The organism is Flavobacterium sp. (genome assembly GCF_046293665.1).
In the GTDB taxonomy this organism is placed as follows: Bacteria; Bacteroidota; Bacteroidia; order Flavobacteriales; family Flavobacteriaceae; genus Flavobacterium.
The window spans coordinates 171,090-187,894 of record NZ_JBKBOL010000005.1; the positions used below are offsets into that span (position 1 = coordinate 171,090).

The window sequence follows — 16,805 nt, forward strand, 5'->3', positions numbered from 1 at the left end:
AAAGGCTAACTGAAAGGTTAGCCTTTTTTTAACAGGTTGGTAGAAATTATTATCTTTCAATATACATCTCGCTTTGCAAAGGATTAATCGCTTTAGCATCTGTAAAATCTCGTGCAACAACGTTTGGTAATTGTGGCACTCGCTTGCCACTAGAGATGATTTGATTGATAGCTACGTTTAATAAAGGTTCATCTACGTTACCTAAGATTCCTAAGTTGGCTAAGTTTTCCGGCAATGGCATAGTTGGTGCAATTCCAGATGTATAATCTCCAAAACCATTCTTGTCTACTATTTTCAATACGATTGGTTGCATAGCATATTTGTGCCTTGGATTTACGTTTTGTTTGGCAAAGGTAGGTGAATCATATAGGGTAATTGAACCCACGTTTTTTCCTGTGGTTACATCGCCAATTTGTACAACATCAATATAGGGTTTTAGGCAATTGATTACTAATTCACTTGCTGATGCAGAAGCTTTAGAAGTTAAGATATAAACTTTGTTGAGGTTCAAACTATTCAATCCACCCACAAATTTATTGGTCAAACTGCCCGGATTGTTCTCTTCAAAATAAGCTTGTGCTTTGGCATTCCATTGTTGTTTAGCAAAAATTTGTCCGGTGAACTGTCCGGTAATCATGCTGGCCAATTTTGTAGCGGTATTAACAGAACCTCCTGAATTGTAGCGTAAATCTAAAACCAAATCAGTTACATTTTGCGATTGAAAATTACCAAAAACGGTATTCAATTGGGTTTCATAATTGGAATAAAATCCATTATACATTAAATAACCAACATTGCGAGCGCCTTGTGGAATTACAGTGCTAAGTAAAATTGGGTTTTCAGCCAAAGGTGTTTTGGTCAAAGTCACTGATTGACCGTTTGGAGTAATAGTAACAAAATCGTTACTGTCGATACTGTAATCAGCCAAGTTAACAGTATAGGTTTGGTCATTACTAAATAAAAGTGATCGATAATTGTCATCCGTCAAAGGAATTCCATTAACGGCATAAAAAATATCACCACGCTGAATGTCCTTGGTTGCTGCATCAGAATTCGGAATAATGTATCTCACCCAACCAAATACACTAGTAGTACCATTGATGTGTTTTAATCCGAAATCCATTCCGTTGTTCAACGTATTTCCGGAAAGAACACCTTCCAAAACATCATAATCACTGTAAATTACACTAAACCTATCAATTGAATTATTAACCCGTAAAGCACTAAACAAAGTTTCAGGCGTTTCAAAATCTTCTAAAAAATTATTCAATTCGTTTTGATTGGCAAATCTATTGTCTGCTAAATCGGGCACATTTCCTTGCCATAAGTAATATAAATTCATGCCTTTCCAAACAAAGTCTTTTACGGCAAGACTACTCGGTATGGCATTGTCATCCATATCTTCACAACCCAAGGGCAGCACAAAAATAAATAATAACAAAAAGGTTTTCAATAAGTTTTTCATAGCAGCTTTTTATTTTAATAAACGTAAATTTACTAAGTTTAGATTAATAATAGAAATTTGTTTGTAACAAATAAAAGGATGGGTCGTCTGGACTTTATAACTACTAACCAAGGATAGTTTCAATGAACCAAAATGAGTTTATGCTACTCGTGAATCCGTTTAAGGATAAAGTCTTTCGAATGGCGAAGCGATTGCTCGTTAGTACTGAAGAAGCAGAAGATGCCACTCAGGAAGTTTTGGTGAAATTGTGGAACAAGAATGAAAGTTTGGATGAATATAAAAGTGTGGAAGCCGTGGCAATGACCATGACCAAAAATTATTGTTTGGACCAACTAAAATCGAAGCGTGCCAGCAACATGAAGATTGTACACAACAACTTCACCGACAGGGAAGCGGGTTTACAACAAAAAGTAGAAGACCGTGACACTTGGAATTGGGTAGAAAAAATAATGAACGACTTGCCCGAACAACAAAAATTGATTGTCCAAATGCGTGACATTGAAGAAATGGAGTTTGAAGAAATCGGCAAGATATTAGACATGAATGAGTCGGCTATTCGCACGGCTTTATCAAGAGCAAGAAAAACGATAAGAGAAAAAATGATAAAAACACATCATTATGGCATTGGATAAAATAGAAAAATTACTGGAAAAATACTTCGAAGCAGAAACGAGTATAGCCGAAGAAAAAGAGTTGAAAGACTATTTTGCTTCTTCAGATGTTACGCAGCACCTGGAACAATACAAGCCTATATTTGGTTATGCTACTCAAGCAAAACAAGAACAGTTTACCGCAACTATTCCATTAAAAACGAATAAACGCTCAAGCGTAGTTTGGTTATCAGTTGCAGCGTCTGTGGCGGTTTTTTTGAGTGTGGGTTTGTTTACTTTTAATCATTATAATCATCCTGTTTCAGAAGATTTAGGGACTTATGATGATCCGGAAGTCGCTTTCCGAGAAACACAAAAGGCTTTGGCTTTAATTTCTCGAAGTGTAAATAAAGGCATAGAGAGTATGGAATATTTAAATGAATACGAACAATCAAAAAACAAAATTTTTAAATAAAAAATCAAGAAATCATGAGAAAATTAATCTTAGCCTTAGTGGCAATATTATCAACGAACACCTTTTTTGCACAGTCCGTCTTTGACAAATTTGATGGTCCAGAAGAAATCACAACAGTAATCGTAAACAAAAAAATGTTTTCGTTATTGAGCAAAATGAAAGTAGAAGACAAAGAAACCCAACAGTATGTTAATTTGATTAAGAAATTAGACAACCTGAAAGTATTTGTAACGACTAATACTAAATATGCTAATGAGATGAAATTAACTTCTGACAAATACATTAAAACGTCTGTTTTAGAAGAATTAATGCGTGTTAACGAAAAAGGGAAAAGCGTAAAAATTTATGTAAAATCCGGTGCAACTGATTCTCAAGTGAAAGAATTGTTGATGTTTGTAGAAGGCAGTGGCAAAGAAGAAACTGTTTTGATGTCGTTGACAGGAGATTTTGACCTGAATGAACTTTCAGTTTTAACCGATAAAATGAGTTTACCGGGTGGAGAAGATTTAAAAAAAGCATCTAAAGGGTCAAAAGGAAAAAAATAGCAAGACATGAAACTTATTTATTTCATCGCCACTTTGGCTTCACTGTTATTGTCGAGTTGTAGTAGTGAACCAAGTCTGCAAAAGTATTTTGTTGAGAAATCAGAGGACAAAGATTTTGTAGCTCTTGATTTGTCACCTAATATTATTAATGTTGACAAAACCAAATTAACTTCTGAGCAAAAAACCGCTTTAGCTTCTTTTGATAAAATGAACATTTTGGCTTTTAAATTAGACGAGAATAACAAAGCGCAATTTGAAGCAGAAAGTAATAAGCTTACGCAAATACTGAAAGGAAAAAAGTACCAACAATTAATGAAAGTCGGTTCAGGTAAAGATGGTGCTTCGGTTAGTTTTGTTGGTGACGAAGATAATATAGACGAGTTTATTTTATTTGGCAAAAAAGAAGATAATGGGTTTGCAGTAGTGAGAATTTTGGGAAATGACATGAATCCAAACAATATCATGAACATGATTTCCATCTTGCAATCGGCCAACATTGATATGGATCAATTAAAGCCTTTAGAAGGTTTAATCAAAAAATAAATAAAATCCCGATTAACTCGGGATTTTTGATTTGAGGCGGGATTTATCCCGCCTTTTATTTTTTAAAATATTTAAAAGGAACAACCAGCATTCCAAAGCATTCGCCATGTTCTTTTCCCAAGTGTTTGTGATGCATTTTGTGAGCTCTTCTCACGGCTTTAGCATAACGATTATTTGCGTTTCGAAACAATTTAAATCTTTGGTGAATAAAGATGTCATGAACAGTAAAGTAAGCCAATCCATAAGCGAAAATTCCTAATCCAATGGCCAAACCAATTTCAAGAATGTTGTTTTGCCAAAGCAAAAAGAAACCAATGCTAACCACTGCATAAAAAATAAAGAAAGCATCATTGCGCTCAAACCAAGAATCATGGTCTTTTTTATGGTGATCAGCATGTAAATTCCACAGAAAACCATGCATGATGTATTTGTGACTAAACCAAGCCATAAATTCCATAATACAAAATGTGACAATAAAAACTATAATGTGTAATAACATAATCTTATAATAAATTTAAACGATAATTGACATAGCAACGTGCCAACAGCCCAAATTTTTCATAATCAGGTACTCGTATTCGAGTATTTTTGATTTCTGTCGATGGTGTTTTTTTTAACTTAGATAAAAGTTTTTTGTAATAAACATAAGCGGTATAAACACCAAATTTGGCTTCCATTGGCAATTTTAAAATTCCTTCAAAACCTGCTTGAAAATCGGCTTCGATTTCTTTGATGATTTCATTTTTGGAATGTTCATCCAGTTTTGATAAATCGGTATTCGGAAAATAAGTCCGATTTAAATCTTCGTAGTCAGCTTTTAAGTCGCGAAGAAAATTTACTTTTTGAAATGCGGAACCTAGTCGCATAGCTGAATGTTCGAGTTCAGTAAACTTTTTTTCATCGCCTTTGACAAATACTTTCAGACACATCAATCCCACTACGTCGGCAGAACCATAAATGTATTCGCTGTATTCGTCATAAGTTTGATATACCGTTTTGTGTAAATCCAGTCTCATACTTTTCATGAAAGCCGCAATCATAGAATGCGGGATGTCGTATTTGTGAACGGTATGTTGAAAAGAATTTAACACCGGATTCAGACTGATTTTATTTTCCAAAGCATTCTTTAAATCCTTTTCAAACAGTTCAAAAAGCATTTCTTTGTTGTAATCGTGGAAAGTGTCTACAATTTCATCAGCAAAGCGAACAAATCCATAAATATTATAAATATCCTGACGGATGCTCGGCGCCAACATCTTCACGGCCGCTGAAAAAGAGGTGCTGTAAGATTGGGTCACATTTTTACTGCAATCGAAAGATACGGTGTCAAAAATTGATTTCATATTTATTAATTATAGATTTTTTGCAATGAGTTCTGCAACGAGTTTTCCGGAAATCAGTGACGGTGGCACACCTGGTCCGGGAACTGTTAATTGTCCTGTAAAATAGAGATTTTTTACTTTTTTACTTTTCAATTTGGGTCTTAAAAAAGCGGTTTGCAATAGGGTGTTGGCTAACCCATAGGCATTCCCTTTATACGAATTATAGTCTTTAATGAAGTCATTCACGCAAAACGATTCTTTAAAGATAACATTATTTTTTACTTTTTGTTGTGTCAACTTTTCAAAGCGAGTAATAATTTTTTCAAAATACAGCTCTCTTATTTCAGGAGTATCTTCAATTCCCGGTGCAATCGGAATTAAAAAAATACCGGCTTCTTTTCCTTCAGGTGCAGTATTCGCATCTGTTTTGGATGGAAAACTCGCATAGAATAAGGGCTCTTTGGGCCATTTTGGAGTGTCATAAATAGCTTCCGCATGTACATCAAAATCCACATCAAAAAACAAAGAATGGTGCTCTACATTTTCTATCTTTTGATCAAAACCTACATAAAATAGGAGTGAAGAAGGGGCAAAAGTTCTTTTGTCCCAATATTTTTCAGAATAGGCTCGGTATTTTTCCTCTAATAAAGTTTCTGAATGATGGTAATCAGCGCCACTCAAAATGATGTCCCCTTTTACAATTTCTCCGTTTACTACTATAGCATTAGCCGAACCGTTTTCAACTAGAATTTTTTCAATATTAGCATTCGTGTGGATGACTACACCGAGTTCTAGGGCTAACTTTTCCATGGCTAAAATCACACTATACATACCGTTTTTTGGATGCCAAGTACCTAAACCAAAATCGGCAAAGTTCATAAAACTGTAAAAGGATGGTGTATCTGAAGGTTTGGCTCCAAGGAAAAGTACGGGAAATTCAAGGATTTGGATTAACTTGGTATTGTTAAATCGTTTTCGAATGTCTTTAGAAATATTACCAAAAAATTGATTGACCTTTTTGGCTGTTTCTAAAGTGACTAATTCTAAAGGAGAAACGCCCGGACGATAGACCAAATCTTTAATGGCGATGTCATAATTACTTTGAGCTTCTTTGATAAAGGACGTTAGTTTTTGCCCGCTTCCTTTTTCAATTGATTCAAAGGTTTCAATAATTTCAGGGAGATTGTCAGCAATGGTTATAAAATCTTTTACCCCAAAATAAACCTGATAAGCAGGAGAAAGCTTGATTAAGTCATAATATTCGGAAGGTTTTTTTCCAAAATCAGCAAAGAATCTTTCAAAAACGTCGGGCATCCAATACCATGTTGGACCAATATCAAAGGTAAAACCATTTTTTTTGAGTTGACGAGCCCTACCGCCAATAGTAGCATTTTTTTCATAAACAGTAACACTATGACCTTGTTGGGCTAAATAGCTTGCCGCTGCTAATGACGAAAATCCGGAACCGATTATTTTAATTTCTTTTTTCATATTTTGTTTAACAAAAGTATTAAAAAGTTAAACAATAAAAAAAGATTTCTTTATATAAATTCAACTAATTCTTTGATTGAGCTAAATGTAGTTGTTTTTTCGCTCAATATTTTTGTATCAATATTTTCAATCATTCTTCCAATGAGCCATAAACTCGAAGATTCGTCCAAAACATCTTGTTTTAAGGATTTAATATAATTGTTGACTTCTGATTTGTTGGGTTCAACCGTCATATAGCATATGTATGTGATGTTGTCAAAGTGCTTTTTCATGTCTTTCAAACTGTCAATCGGAACACTTTCACCCAAATATATGGTTTTATAGCCTAAATTTAAAATTTCATAGTTTAAGTACATTAATCCTAGTTCGTGGATTTCATTCATTGGAAGGTATAATACAAAAACCCTATCCGATTTCGTTGGCTCAAGGGTTTGAACTTTCTCGGTATTTGTCAATAATTTTTGTTTGATGAGATAGGAAATAAAATGTTCATGCGCCGGCGTAATGGTATCGGTTTGCCAAAGCAATCCTATTTCCTGAATTAAAGGAATAAATACGTCATAAAAAGTTTCTCTGAACGATTTTTCGGAGAGTAATTTATTATAGGTTGCAAAGAAAAGGGCTTGGTCAAAATTCATCATTGCCATTTTAAACGAGCTAATTGCGTGGTGTTTTGCGCTTTTCTCAGAAATGATTTCATTAACCAATTGCGGAATTCTTTCGCTAGAAAGCTTAGATATTTTTGAGATTTTATAACCGTAGTTGTGCAACAAAGTAATGTTTAGAAGCTTTTGTAAGTTGTTCAAATCATAAAGCCTTATATTCGTTTCAGTACGCATAGGTTCGAGTATGCTATACCTTTTTTCCCAAATTCTAATCGTGTGGGCTTTGATTCCGGAAAGGTTTTCTAAGTCCTTAATGCTAAAAACACTCTTAACGTTGTTCATCTTTTGTTTGAATTAGTTAAACAAAATTAATAAAATAACTTTACGAATGGCTTTTTTGGAAATAAACTTTAAAAAAAAGAGCAAACTCAATAGAATTTACTCTTTTAATGTGACCACGATTGGAGTAATTTCGTTTTTCCCACAAAGCTCCGCTTTGAAAATAAAAACAGCAAATAAAAATACTCAAGTAAACTTGGAATTTTTATTTGCTGCTTTTATTTATCCGTGACCACGATGGGATTCGAACTTTATTTTGAATACCTTAATATTAAAGGCTTCACAGTGTCATATTTTTGATGTACCCCTAATTTTACCCCTATCAGATTAATTCGTTTTATGCTTTTTTGATATTATAAAAATATACAATTTATTTTATATTACAAAGGATAACAATAAATAATTAGGCTAATAATTGAACTAGTTTCTATAGTTTTCAGTGATTTAGCAGTCTTTTAAGCTGTTTAAAATTTATCCAACTATACAGCGTACTACATGCTCTATTTTAAGTCCTGTATACTCGCAGAATTCTTGTATTGAGATTAACTGGTGAGGCTCTTTATTTAGATGCTTTTTTATCTTCAATAAATATAATCTTGCCTGAGCATATTCTTTTCCCATGATGCGCTGCACGTCTTTTGGATATATACATACCCTTGTGCTGCTTGGTATCACTTCTTATCTATTTAATACTTTATCTATGCCTTTGACTAGGCTATAGCTAGCTTAATGTAAGTTACAAATTTATATAATTTTAGATGTTAAATTTCGTTCTGATACGATTAATTGTACTTATCGGCAGATTTAATTGTTTTGCTATCATCTCATTAGAAATTTGTTTATTGTTAGAATAAACTGAAATAATCGCACAGCCAATTGGGCCTATTTCTGACGGTTCCCATTTTTTAGACTTTATCTGCTTAGGATTCTTGTTTTTACTTTCTAAGTTTGATGGTTTAATTTTTGGAATCATGTGAATTAATATGTTTTCATGATCAAGTGCATTTTGGAGAGATAAAGATTTATTTTCAAATGCAGGGTTGAAATTGCTTGTGTCATTTGAGGAGTCAGCTACTGCATCAGATTCCCCGTCAAAATGCGCATAGTTTTCTTCAAATACATTTTCAGTTTCATTTATTAAAGAATTTTGATTATCGTATTCTGTGTTAAACTCTAACTCTGATTGAAATGAAGATATTGGTTTAAATGTGTTATAAGGTGAATCGAAAATTTGATTTTCAGAGACATGGTCGTTTAGACTGTTTTCTGCAATTAAAAATGAATAAGTTGAAGCTGCTTTTTTTATTGCTTCAAAAGCTACTCTTAACATAGGTGTGCCTGGAACTCTAATTTTCTCGTCATTTGAAATAGTTTTTCCGAAATGCTGATAGCTTAAGAGATTTAATGCCCAAATATCAGGTGATTCATTTCGGGTTTTTAATATCTTATTTTGGAGGTTATACACTATAGCTTTGAATAAATGATCCTCTTTAGTTTCTTTGCTGCTTAAGTAAATATAAGCCCCTAATAATCCTAACATTGGTGATTCATATTTTCCATATGCAATGTTTCGCAATAGTTCAGAATCAAGTGAGTAATCATTATTTTGTAACTTATCTAAACATATGTCAATATAATAATTATTTCTATCCATTGGATTAAAAGTGGAAGTGCGAGAAATAAAAACTCTAATAGAACCAAACAGTGGCTCTTGACCAACAGTCATAAATAATTGTGTATACCAACCTTCATAGATGTAAATTGGAGTTAGTCTTGAATCACCACCACTCTTCTCGTATTTTAAAAAATATAACCCGGGCTCTAGATGTTCACTTAACCCAATGTAGTCTGAATTACGGTGGTAATTATAATTTTGGTTTATTTTGTCATTTATACAAAAATCAGGAAAGTTTAAAATGCTTTTTCCCACATCATTGAGAAGTGAAAAACAGTCCCAATATGATTGTTCATTAAATTTTTCTCGAAAAACTTCTTCATCAGGATATCTTAAGAAAATAAATAGACCTGAATTTAACACGCTGCTTAAATTGTTTTTCATTTTTTTACTGATTTCTACGGCAGGATTTGTGTAGTATTCATGTGAAGAACCATAGGGAATCTCTCCGCCGAGTAGAGCGGAAGAATATAATATTGGACTTTCAAGTTGTTTTATGTAAGGTGAAAATTGACCAACACTACAAGTATAATCGTTTTGAATTATAATTTTATTATCAGTTATCTGACTATTGATTTCTATTCTTATTATATAGTGTCCTTCTAATAGAACATATATCCTTGTATCACCTTGTATCTTTTCATCTCCTGGTTTTGAAACTACTTTTAACTTATCACTAAATATCCAGATGTTTGTTATATGGCTGTAAACACCCGATAAGTGAATAGTTAAGGTAAAACCAGATTTATTGTATAGATGTGATTTATTAGGTAAATTAGAAGAAGCAGTTAAAATTGTTTGTCTTATTTGTTGTTGTTGCATGACAATTCGATTTATATTTTAAAAATTATTTTTTTATGCTTAGTTTCGTTTGTCAATGGATCAGGTATTTGAGTATAACCTGCTTCTTGTGCTTTAATTGGAACATGGTATGCAAGGTAATCACACATATCTCTTGCTGTTATGTCTACCCCATTTTCGCTTGCATCACCATACAACCCTTTAAGCAGTACTGTGGTAAAGACACCTCTAGTTTCCTTACCACTAGCTGTTTCTACCGTTGCTTCGAATGCTTGATTTTGATAATTTGTTGCAAAAGCTGTAAAAAATAAAGGGTCTGTATTTTGACCCAATGGTGTTCTGCTTGGAGCACCATGTGGATTAAAGTACATTTTTGTATTCCGACAGCAATCCATCCACATTACAATTTCTTTAAATAAACCCTCATTAAGAAATTTTTTCTTGTAATCTGTTGTAGACAAAGCAGCAGAATCTTTTTGGTATTCACTCCAATTTGCCATGCACATACCATTGTTTTCTTTGTCCAATTCAACACCAAGTCCATGACCAGCAAAATAAAAATAAAATCTATCAGCATCGCTGTCATCATCTCTAATTACAGCCTTTGTAATTTCTGTAATTGCATTATCTACATCATTTTTAATAGGATACAGTGCATCGGTTGATAATATTAAGTAGCAATTACTTTTTTTGACATCCCCTTTATTAATCATCCAAGTATAGATTTCTTTAGCGTCTCGGATTGCACCTTGTAATTCTTTCAATCCTGCATCTTCAGGTTTGGTATAATTATTTATTCCGATAATTATTGCATAATTTGCCATACGTCATCTATTTAATAATTGCTTGAATACTTTTAAGTGTTGCCGAGTCATCGTCAAATCCACCATGAGAAGTGCTTTCAGTTGATAATCCATTTGCAGTTCCTTGAGGCGTGACTGAAAAACATATGCGGTTTTCACCAGCCGCATAAATATAAGTGTGTACTTCTTTTAAATTGGGTGTATTATATGGTAATATATATCCAATATGACGCTCTAGTCCCAAAATATTGGCGTCATAGGAATCACCCTCATCTTCTAATATCCCTGATATTAGGTATAATAGAGAATGAGTATAAAAGTAGGGCACTAAAACATCATCACATTCTGTTTTATCATTCATTGTAAATATTCTGATGTCTCTATATCTAGAAATATTATCTAGTATTTCTTTTTTAAATAATTCTATCCGACATGCGGGAGCCATAAAAATTATATGATTGGCAGAAAAACTATTTTCAAGTTGAGCAGTATATTTTAATAAATTACAGGTAGCGATGGAACCTGCGCTATGTCCAATAATATTAACTTCTGTTTCTGGATAAAGCAATTTGTAAGCAGCAAGTTTTTCTAAAAAATATCTTCCGGCAAATTGGTTCAGACCTATTCTGCCCGCATTACTTTGCCACATGTCTGATGATTTATCTTTCATCGATTTCCAGACCCAAGCACCAACCTCAGCGATATAGAATTCACGTAAAATTTCCTCTACGATTGTTGGGTAGAGATCATGGTCTTTCTTTTGTATAAATCTTGTAATTATTCTTATGGCAATTTTTGTCACGTGAACTAGAAATACACCTACACTTATAAAACCACGTGCGCCCGTACTGTTTCCATTCGCGTTTGTTGTTAATTTTGTTTGTGAAATCGCTAACACAAATTCTTGATCATTCTCAATCAAAATTCTGAATTCACGTTCAAGTTCAGCATTCAAAAATGGTCCTTGTCCTGCGAGTGATTCAATATTAATTGCACTACGTGCTTCATTAGGCTCAGCAGAGCGGCTATAGGCTTTAAAAGGGTTAGGTTTTGAAAGTTCAATTTCAATTTCATCATAGGAAAGTTCCTTTCCTGCTATTCCCCTTCCTGTTGGAGTGTCATATCCCATTTTTTGGGTAACTTTTTTGAGAAGTACTTTTAACAATTTATTGAAAAGTTTGGTTTCAGATATTTTTTGAAGATTTGTAGAAATAGTCTCGACTAAACCTGTTTCCCAAACAAAACAAACAGGTTCAACATCAACTTCTGCAATTAGTGGTCCGATTTTGCGAGCACAATCTAAACCACTTTGTTCATTTACTAATCCTCCGTGGAAATAGAGAGCAATTTTCCTAGAAGCATTATTTTCATAGCGTTCAAACATAGCATCGATATCTTTAGGTAAAGTTTGATATTTTCCGGACTTACTGAAAGTTCCGTGAGGACCTACATTAATTATGTAGTCTTTGTCTACAAGATTTCTCATAATTTCTTTTTATTTATCTGTTTAATTTTTAAAACTTTCGTTGCGTAGCAAAATATCTATGAATGGCTTCAGAAAAAGTATAAATAGAATTACTAAAGTTTTAATGTTCAAGCGATGAATATCAATAAAATTCAAAATTAACTTGACCAAAAAAAAATGACTCGCCAAAAAGCTGAAGTGGTATTGCTTCTTATAGCTAGTTGTATAAATTTAAAAAAATATAAGCATTCATAAACCAATACTGATGTTTTTTCAATAAAAACTTCAACAAAGCAATTGTTTTATAGATAATTACTTACACAATATCAATGTTTATTTTACTAAAATGCCTCATAAAGCTTTTTTTATTAGAAAATTTAAGTTCTATGGTAAGAATACGCTATGTGAATTTTTTAATAAAAAAACCTTCTATTCTGATTTTAAGGGATAATTTATTATGTGAAAATAGACGATTATGTATGTTTTTAATTGCTTTAGTAAACCGAGTGTTTGAAATGTCTTTTTAATATCTGAATCTTTGATCAAATCATTGAGATTTAGTTGCAACGATTATCGAAATGAAAGTGAAATGTGAAAATGAGTATTAATCAAAAATTGTAAAGATTATGGCTAGACAGAAAAGCATAATTAAATTAAAAGGTACTATCGGAGGTATTACCTTTTACAAGACTTCTCAAGACGGGCATCTTGCTCGCGAGAAAGGAGGTATCGAAAAAAGTAGGATTATGAATGATCCTGCGTTTCAAAGAACACGTGAAAACGGTTCGGAGTTTGGAAGGGCTGGGAAGGCCGGAAAAGTACTTAGAACTGCGTTGAGAGCTTTGCTATTAAATTCTGCTGATGGTAGATTGACAAGTAGACTTCATAAGGCGATGTACAAAGTTATTCAGGCAGACATGACTAGTGAGCGTGGTTTAAGAAACGTGATAGATGGTGAAGCCGAATTGTTGTTGGGCTTTGAGTTCAATATCAGAGGTAAGCTTGGTACAAGTTTTTATGCTCCGTACACAACTGCGATAGACCGTGTTAGTGGTGAAATGACTGTGGATATACCGTCGTTTGTTCCTGTTAATATGATTGCGGCTCCAACAGGGACTACGCATTATAAAATTATTTCTGCAGGTACGGAAATTGACTTTGAAGCAGAAACCTTTATTGAGCAACATTCTGAAACAGCCATTTTACCATGGGATGCTGTTGCGACAGTTGCGATTGCACAAACCAATCAGGTTACTGCTGCTAGTACTAAACCATTATTCCTTGTCTTAGGAATTGAGTTTTACCAAGAAGTTAATGGTCAAATGTACTCACTTAAAAATGGTGCATACAACCCATTGTCGCTTGTTAAAGTTGATAGCGGCGTGTAACGGACTTTGACTCCCGAAGTTTCGGGACAGTACTATAAAAAACTGTAAAAAATGGTTTTAGTCCTTACCAGAACTTATTTCCCTGAAGGAACTAATGGCAAACTCGAATGCGATGGCAAATTGATTTGCAACACGATTGAATTGCCTTGGAAGAATAACGAAACGAAGGTTTCCTGCATTCCTGAGGGGAAATATTTTATAAGAAAGCGCTACAGCAAAAAGTTTAAATGGCATTTGGAAATCATTGAAGTAATAAGCAGAAGTTTTATTCTGCTTCACCCGGCCAATAATGCCCTCAAAGAACTTAACGTCTGTATCGCACCGGTAACAAAGATTTCGGGAGCCGGTTTAGGAATAATGTCCCGAAAAGCTTTTACCAAGCTTAAAACTATTGTTTATAAAGCTTTGGATGAAAAGCAACGAGTTTTAATCATCATCAAATCTTAAATTTTTTAAATCATGAAAACAAATTTTTTTAAAAATGTGAAACTATTACTGTTTCTTTTATTTGCTGCATTTGGCAGCTTTGTTGGGACAGCTCAAACGAGTCAACCCAATGTAATTATTAGTCCAATTGGAGGGAAGAAGACCCCAGACCCAGGACCGTATACCAATTTTACAAATTTGACGTTCAGCGGAAAGATTTTTTTTGTTGACATAGGCGGAAGAAGTACCGGAGGAGAGTTTTCAATTAGTGATATAGGAGGCAAAGGTTCGGCATCTCCAACACCATTCTCAGAAATGAGGATTAGACAGCCTGAACTCTCTCCGATTACAAAATTGGTTGTAATTGGTGGAAAAAAAGGTTCTGGTCCAGTACTCATAACTAATGGAGTTGTATTATTTAATTTGGAACCCTCAACAAAACCACTATCGAATAACAATTATTCAGCAGATGTTGGTTTGGGGTTCTCCGGATTTAGTTTGCCTATTCATGTCTAATATTTGAGGTCATGAATATTAGCAAGAGAGTAACTGCTCCCACTCCGAAATTTTTCAAGGTGCTTCGAAATATTGGATTGGTGCTCGCCGGAGTTGGCGGAAGTATATTGGCAGCACCAATTGCGCTACCGGTTGTTATGACTACCTTAGGTGGTTATTTAGTTGTTGCCGGAGGTGTTGCATCAGCGGTCAGTCAATTGACGATTAAAGAGGACGAGGTCACTCGACCCTTCGACAGCGCTAAGGACAGGCAAGCTCAGGATAACCATGAGCGCAAATAATCCCACTTTGATGGGTACAGCCGGAGGCACATTTTTAAGTGTGATTCCAAATATTAATTCGGCAGATGTTTTGAGAACTGTTTTACTAGCTGCTATCGGTGCAGTTGTAAGTTTTACCATTTCATTAGTACTCAAAAGGATTATTAAGAAGCACAAAAAATAGTTTAACCTTTGTTGTGCCCCGATGGTTATCGGGGTTTAGGTTAAACAAAATGAAAAGCCAAGTCGTGAGACCTGGCTTTTTTATTTGTCATTGGATACAGTAAAATTCCTATATTTGTTTTAAATCATCTATATGAGAAATATAATTAGGGAAAAAAGAAGGTTAGCTTTTGGTTATAAAAGAATTACACCGATCACCATTCGGTCATTTTCAGAAATCATCGAAAATGAAATTAAAGAACTGCAAAATGATAATAATTATTCCTATTATGTTATGTATTCAGTAGATGCCACTGATAATACTTCATTTGAAAGTCAGTCGCATACAATATTTGATGAAAATCAAATTATTGAAAATAGAGTTGTTAGAAAAATTACAATGCACTTTTATACTCTAGATAATTCAAAAAATATTGAAATTCAAATAGTGCATTCTCAAAACAACGAAAACTTAGAAAATTTTATTTTAGTTAGTGGTGATTATCCTAATTGGGTAAACGGTATATTGACACGGTTATCCGAAATAATTTCCTTATCAGAAGATCAACCAAAATTCAATAACAGTGGATATTTAATATTCATGGTATGGATTCTTTTTAACATTGTTTATTTTAGATTTACATCAGATCTAATAAATCATAGTTCCGCTAATTCGTGGTTTCCCATATTGTCAATCTTGGGAGCTCCAATCTTATCAGCAATTTTGCTTACGAAACTTTCCAATTATGTAAAGTCTGTGTGGCCAACTGTTGAATTGCAAACGGGACCAAACTATCTACAGAAGCCAGAGGAGAACAGGAAAAAAGCAGAACTGATTTTTTTGACAATAGTAATTCCATTAGTGCTTGCATTTTTATATGATGTACTAAAATCAAATTTTTTATGAATCAACAATATGTATTTTCGACGCACTGGTTTAATGTAATTTCCTCAATTACAACTTCAGTGTAACTGGAATATAGACCATGATATTTAGCACAATCAATAGCTTTATTCAAGCTATCGAAACACCAAAAAATACCCTTGAGGCTTTGCTTTTCCATTGGTCTGTTTGGTAGAGAATAAATAGTATCATATTAGCTTGTATTAATGGTTATTATTTACAATAGCGATGAAGAATGACTCTCCGCAAATCATTAATAAGGTTTATGTTTTGATGGAATTGTTTTGCTTTTAGTTCTAACAAGCGTAGTGCTTCAACATCTTTTTTGTGTTGTTCAAAATCGTTTAGCATTTCGTTTGCTTTTGCCGAAAACTCTTTTATGAAATCGGAAATTCTCAAAAAGGGAATTACAGAACCGACAAGGTTTCTGTGCCAATATTTGGATTGCCAAAGGCTATAGGTTATCCAAAAGATATTTTCGCAGTCCTCTTCGTTTTCGAAAATGACAACAAAACTGTTTGTAAATGGCTCTTTTGAGGGCTTTCCGCTGTTCAATCCTTTGTTCAGAATGAATAGGTGCGGTTTGTTGTACTGAGTTTCTTTTCTGTGGGTTTTAATAATGTAATTTCGCATGGCTTCGGATTTAACGTGATGTGCTCCGCTACGCTGCGCGCACAAAATTTTTTAAAAGAAAAAAAGAAAAAAAAGAAAGCCGTTCGTTGAAGTGGAGGGTTTCAAAAAAGCAATTTTTTTAAAAAAAATACTACCCAATTTGTTCAATAGAAACGGAGATATAATACTAAAGACAGAAGGTGTTGTGGAAAGGTAGGGGTGGAGATTTTTTTCAAAACCCGCAGGGCTTGAACTTGCTTTTTTGAATACCCGGAACTTACCTTTGCAGTCTTTTTTTTATTTTTTTATTTTTCGCCATAGTAGTAATCTGAGATGATTTTTGGAAGTCGTTAGAAAGGTGGTTGTGATGGGAAAGGGTATAAAATTTCTGTGACTGGTGAAATAACAAAGACAAATA

At 33.7% G+C, this 16,805-nt stretch carries 19 protein-coding genes; 10 read left to right on the forward strand and 9 right to left on the reverse strand.

Features of this window, described 5'->3' with window-relative positions:
• Positions 1 to 49: 49 nt before the first annotated feature.
• The gene (locus ACK4R1_RS09555; protein ID WP_409686262.1) at positions 50 to 1,465 is read right to left on the reverse strand and encodes a S41 family peptidase; all 1,416 of its coding nucleotides are present in this window, start codon (positions 1,463 to 1,465) and stop codon (positions 50 to 52) included.
• 122 nt (positions 1,466 to 1,587) lie between these two features.
• Between ACK4R1_RS09555 and ACK4R1_RS09560 the strand changes: the two genes are divergently transcribed.
• The 4 genes from ACK4R1_RS09560 to ACK4R1_RS09575 are packed head-to-tail and all read left to right on the forward strand — an operon-like array spanning position 1,588 to position 3,618.
• On the forward strand, positions 1,588 to 2,097 hold the full coding sequence (locus ACK4R1_RS09560; protein ID WP_409686264.1) for an RNA polymerase sigma factor: 510 nt from the start codon (positions 1,588 to 1,590) through the stop codon (positions 2,095 to 2,097).
• Positions 2,084 to 2,530 (forward strand): hypothetical protein, encoded by a 447-nt coding sequence (locus tag ACK4R1_RS09565; protein WP_409686266.1) that lies wholly within the window; start codon positions 2,084 to 2,086, stop codon positions 2,528 to 2,530. The genes ACK4R1_RS09560 and ACK4R1_RS09565 overlap by 14 nt, the downstream gene beginning before the upstream one ends.
• Positions 2,531 to 2,544: 14 nt before the next feature.
• Positions 2,545 to 3,075: a DUF4252 domain-containing protein gene (locus tag ACK4R1_RS09570; protein ID WP_409686268.1), complete on the forward strand. Its 531-nt coding sequence runs from the start codon at positions 2,545 to 2,547 to the stop codon at positions 3,073 to 3,075.
• A gap of 6 nt (positions 3,076 to 3,081) precedes the next feature.
• Positions 3,082 to 3,618, forward strand: a complete 537-nt coding sequence (locus ACK4R1_RS09575) for a DUF4252 domain-containing protein (protein WP_409686270.1) — start codon at positions 3,082 to 3,084, stop codon at positions 3,616 to 3,618.
• Positions 3,619 to 3,673: 55 nt separating this feature from the next.
• Here the strand turns inward: ACK4R1_RS09575 and ACK4R1_RS09580 are convergent, their stop codons facing one another.
• The 7 genes from ACK4R1_RS09580 to ACK4R1_RS09610 form a co-directional block, all read right to left on the reverse strand.
• Positions 3,674 to 4,117: a sterol desaturase family protein gene (locus tag ACK4R1_RS09580; RefSeq protein ID WP_409686272.1), complete on the reverse strand. Its 444-nt coding sequence runs from the start codon at positions 4,115 to 4,117 to the stop codon at positions 3,674 to 3,676.
• Between the two features lie 4 nt (positions 4,118 to 4,121).
• Complete coding sequence (locus tag ACK4R1_RS09585; RefSeq protein WP_409686274.1) at positions 4,122 to 4,961, reverse strand: phytoene/squalene synthase family protein; 840 nt, start codon at positions 4,959 to 4,961, stop codon at positions 4,122 to 4,124.
• A 9-nt stretch (positions 4,962 to 4,970) separates the two neighbouring features.
• Complete coding sequence (locus ACK4R1_RS09590) at positions 4,971 to 6,431, reverse strand: phytoene desaturase family protein (protein ID WP_409686276.1); 1,461 nt, start codon at positions 6,429 to 6,431, stop codon at positions 4,971 to 4,973.
• 50 nt (positions 6,432 to 6,481) lie between these two features.
• A complete protein-coding gene (locus tag ACK4R1_RS09595; protein ID WP_409686277.1) occupies positions 6,482 to 7,378 on the reverse strand; it encodes a MerR family transcriptional regulator in 897 nt (298 codons plus the stop codon).
• Positions 7,379 to 8,129: 751 nt separating this feature from the next.
• On the reverse strand, positions 8,130 to 9,872 hold the full coding sequence (locus ACK4R1_RS09600; RefSeq protein WP_409686279.1) for a hypothetical protein: 1,743 nt from the start codon (positions 9,870 to 9,872) through the stop codon (positions 8,130 to 8,132).
• A gap of 11 nt (positions 9,873 to 9,883) precedes the next feature.
• On the reverse strand, positions 9,884 to 10,675 hold the full coding sequence (locus ACK4R1_RS09605; protein ID WP_409686281.1) for a caspase domain-containing protein: 792 nt from the start codon (positions 10,673 to 10,675) through the stop codon (positions 9,884 to 9,886).
• A gap of 7 nt (positions 10,676 to 10,682) precedes the next feature.
• The gene (locus tag ACK4R1_RS09610; RefSeq protein ID WP_409686282.1) at positions 10,683 to 12,140 is read right to left on the reverse strand and encodes a hypothetical protein; all 1,458 of its coding nucleotides are present in this window, start codon (positions 12,138 to 12,140) and stop codon (positions 10,683 to 10,685) included.
• Between the two features lie 605 nt (positions 12,141 to 12,745).
• On the opposite strand from ACK4R1_RS09610, the gene ACK4R1_RS09615 reads away from it, so the two are divergent.
• The 6 genes from ACK4R1_RS09615 (at position 12,746) to ACK4R1_RS09640 (ending at position 15,778) form a co-directional block, all read left to right on the forward strand.
• The gene (locus tag ACK4R1_RS09615) at positions 12,746 to 13,507 is read left to right on the forward strand and encodes a hypothetical protein (protein ID WP_409686284.1); all 762 of its coding nucleotides are present in this window, start codon (positions 12,746 to 12,748) and stop codon (positions 13,505 to 13,507) included.
• A gap of 51 nt (positions 13,508 to 13,558) precedes the next feature.
• Positions 13,559 to 13,954 carry a DUF5675 family protein gene (locus ACK4R1_RS09620; RefSeq protein ID WP_409686285.1) on the forward strand — a complete coding sequence of 132 codons (396 nt, stop codon included), beginning with the start codon at positions 13,559 to 13,561 and terminating at the stop codon, positions 13,952 to 13,954.
• A gap of 12 nt (positions 13,955 to 13,966) precedes the next feature.
• On the forward strand, positions 13,967 to 14,449 hold the full coding sequence (locus ACK4R1_RS09625) for a hypothetical protein (RefSeq protein ID WP_409686287.1): 483 nt from the start codon (positions 13,967 to 13,969) through the stop codon (positions 14,447 to 14,449).
• A gap of 11 nt (positions 14,450 to 14,460) precedes the next feature.
• Positions 14,461 to 14,730, forward strand: a complete 270-nt coding sequence (locus ACK4R1_RS09630; RefSeq protein WP_409686289.1) for a hypothetical protein — start codon at positions 14,461 to 14,463, stop codon at positions 14,728 to 14,730.
• Complete coding sequence (locus ACK4R1_RS09635) at positions 14,717 to 14,893, forward strand: hypothetical protein (RefSeq protein WP_409686291.1); 177 nt, start codon at positions 14,717 to 14,719, stop codon at positions 14,891 to 14,893. Before ACK4R1_RS09630 ends, ACK4R1_RS09635 begins: the two co-directional genes overlap by 14 nt.
• 132 nt (positions 14,894 to 15,025) lie before the next feature.
• On the forward strand, positions 15,026 to 15,778 hold the full coding sequence (locus ACK4R1_RS09640; RefSeq protein WP_409686293.1) for a hypothetical protein: 753 nt from the start codon (positions 15,026 to 15,028) through the stop codon (positions 15,776 to 15,778).
• A 210-nt stretch (positions 15,779 to 15,988) separates the two neighbouring features.
• Here the strand turns inward: ACK4R1_RS09640 and ACK4R1_RS09645 are convergent, their stop codons facing one another.
• Positions 15,989 to 16,408 (reverse strand): DUF6943 family protein, encoded by a 420-nt coding sequence (locus ACK4R1_RS09645; RefSeq protein ID WP_409686295.1) that lies wholly within the window; start codon positions 16,406 to 16,408, stop codon positions 15,989 to 15,991.
• Positions 16,409 to 16,805 lie beyond the last annotated feature (397 nt).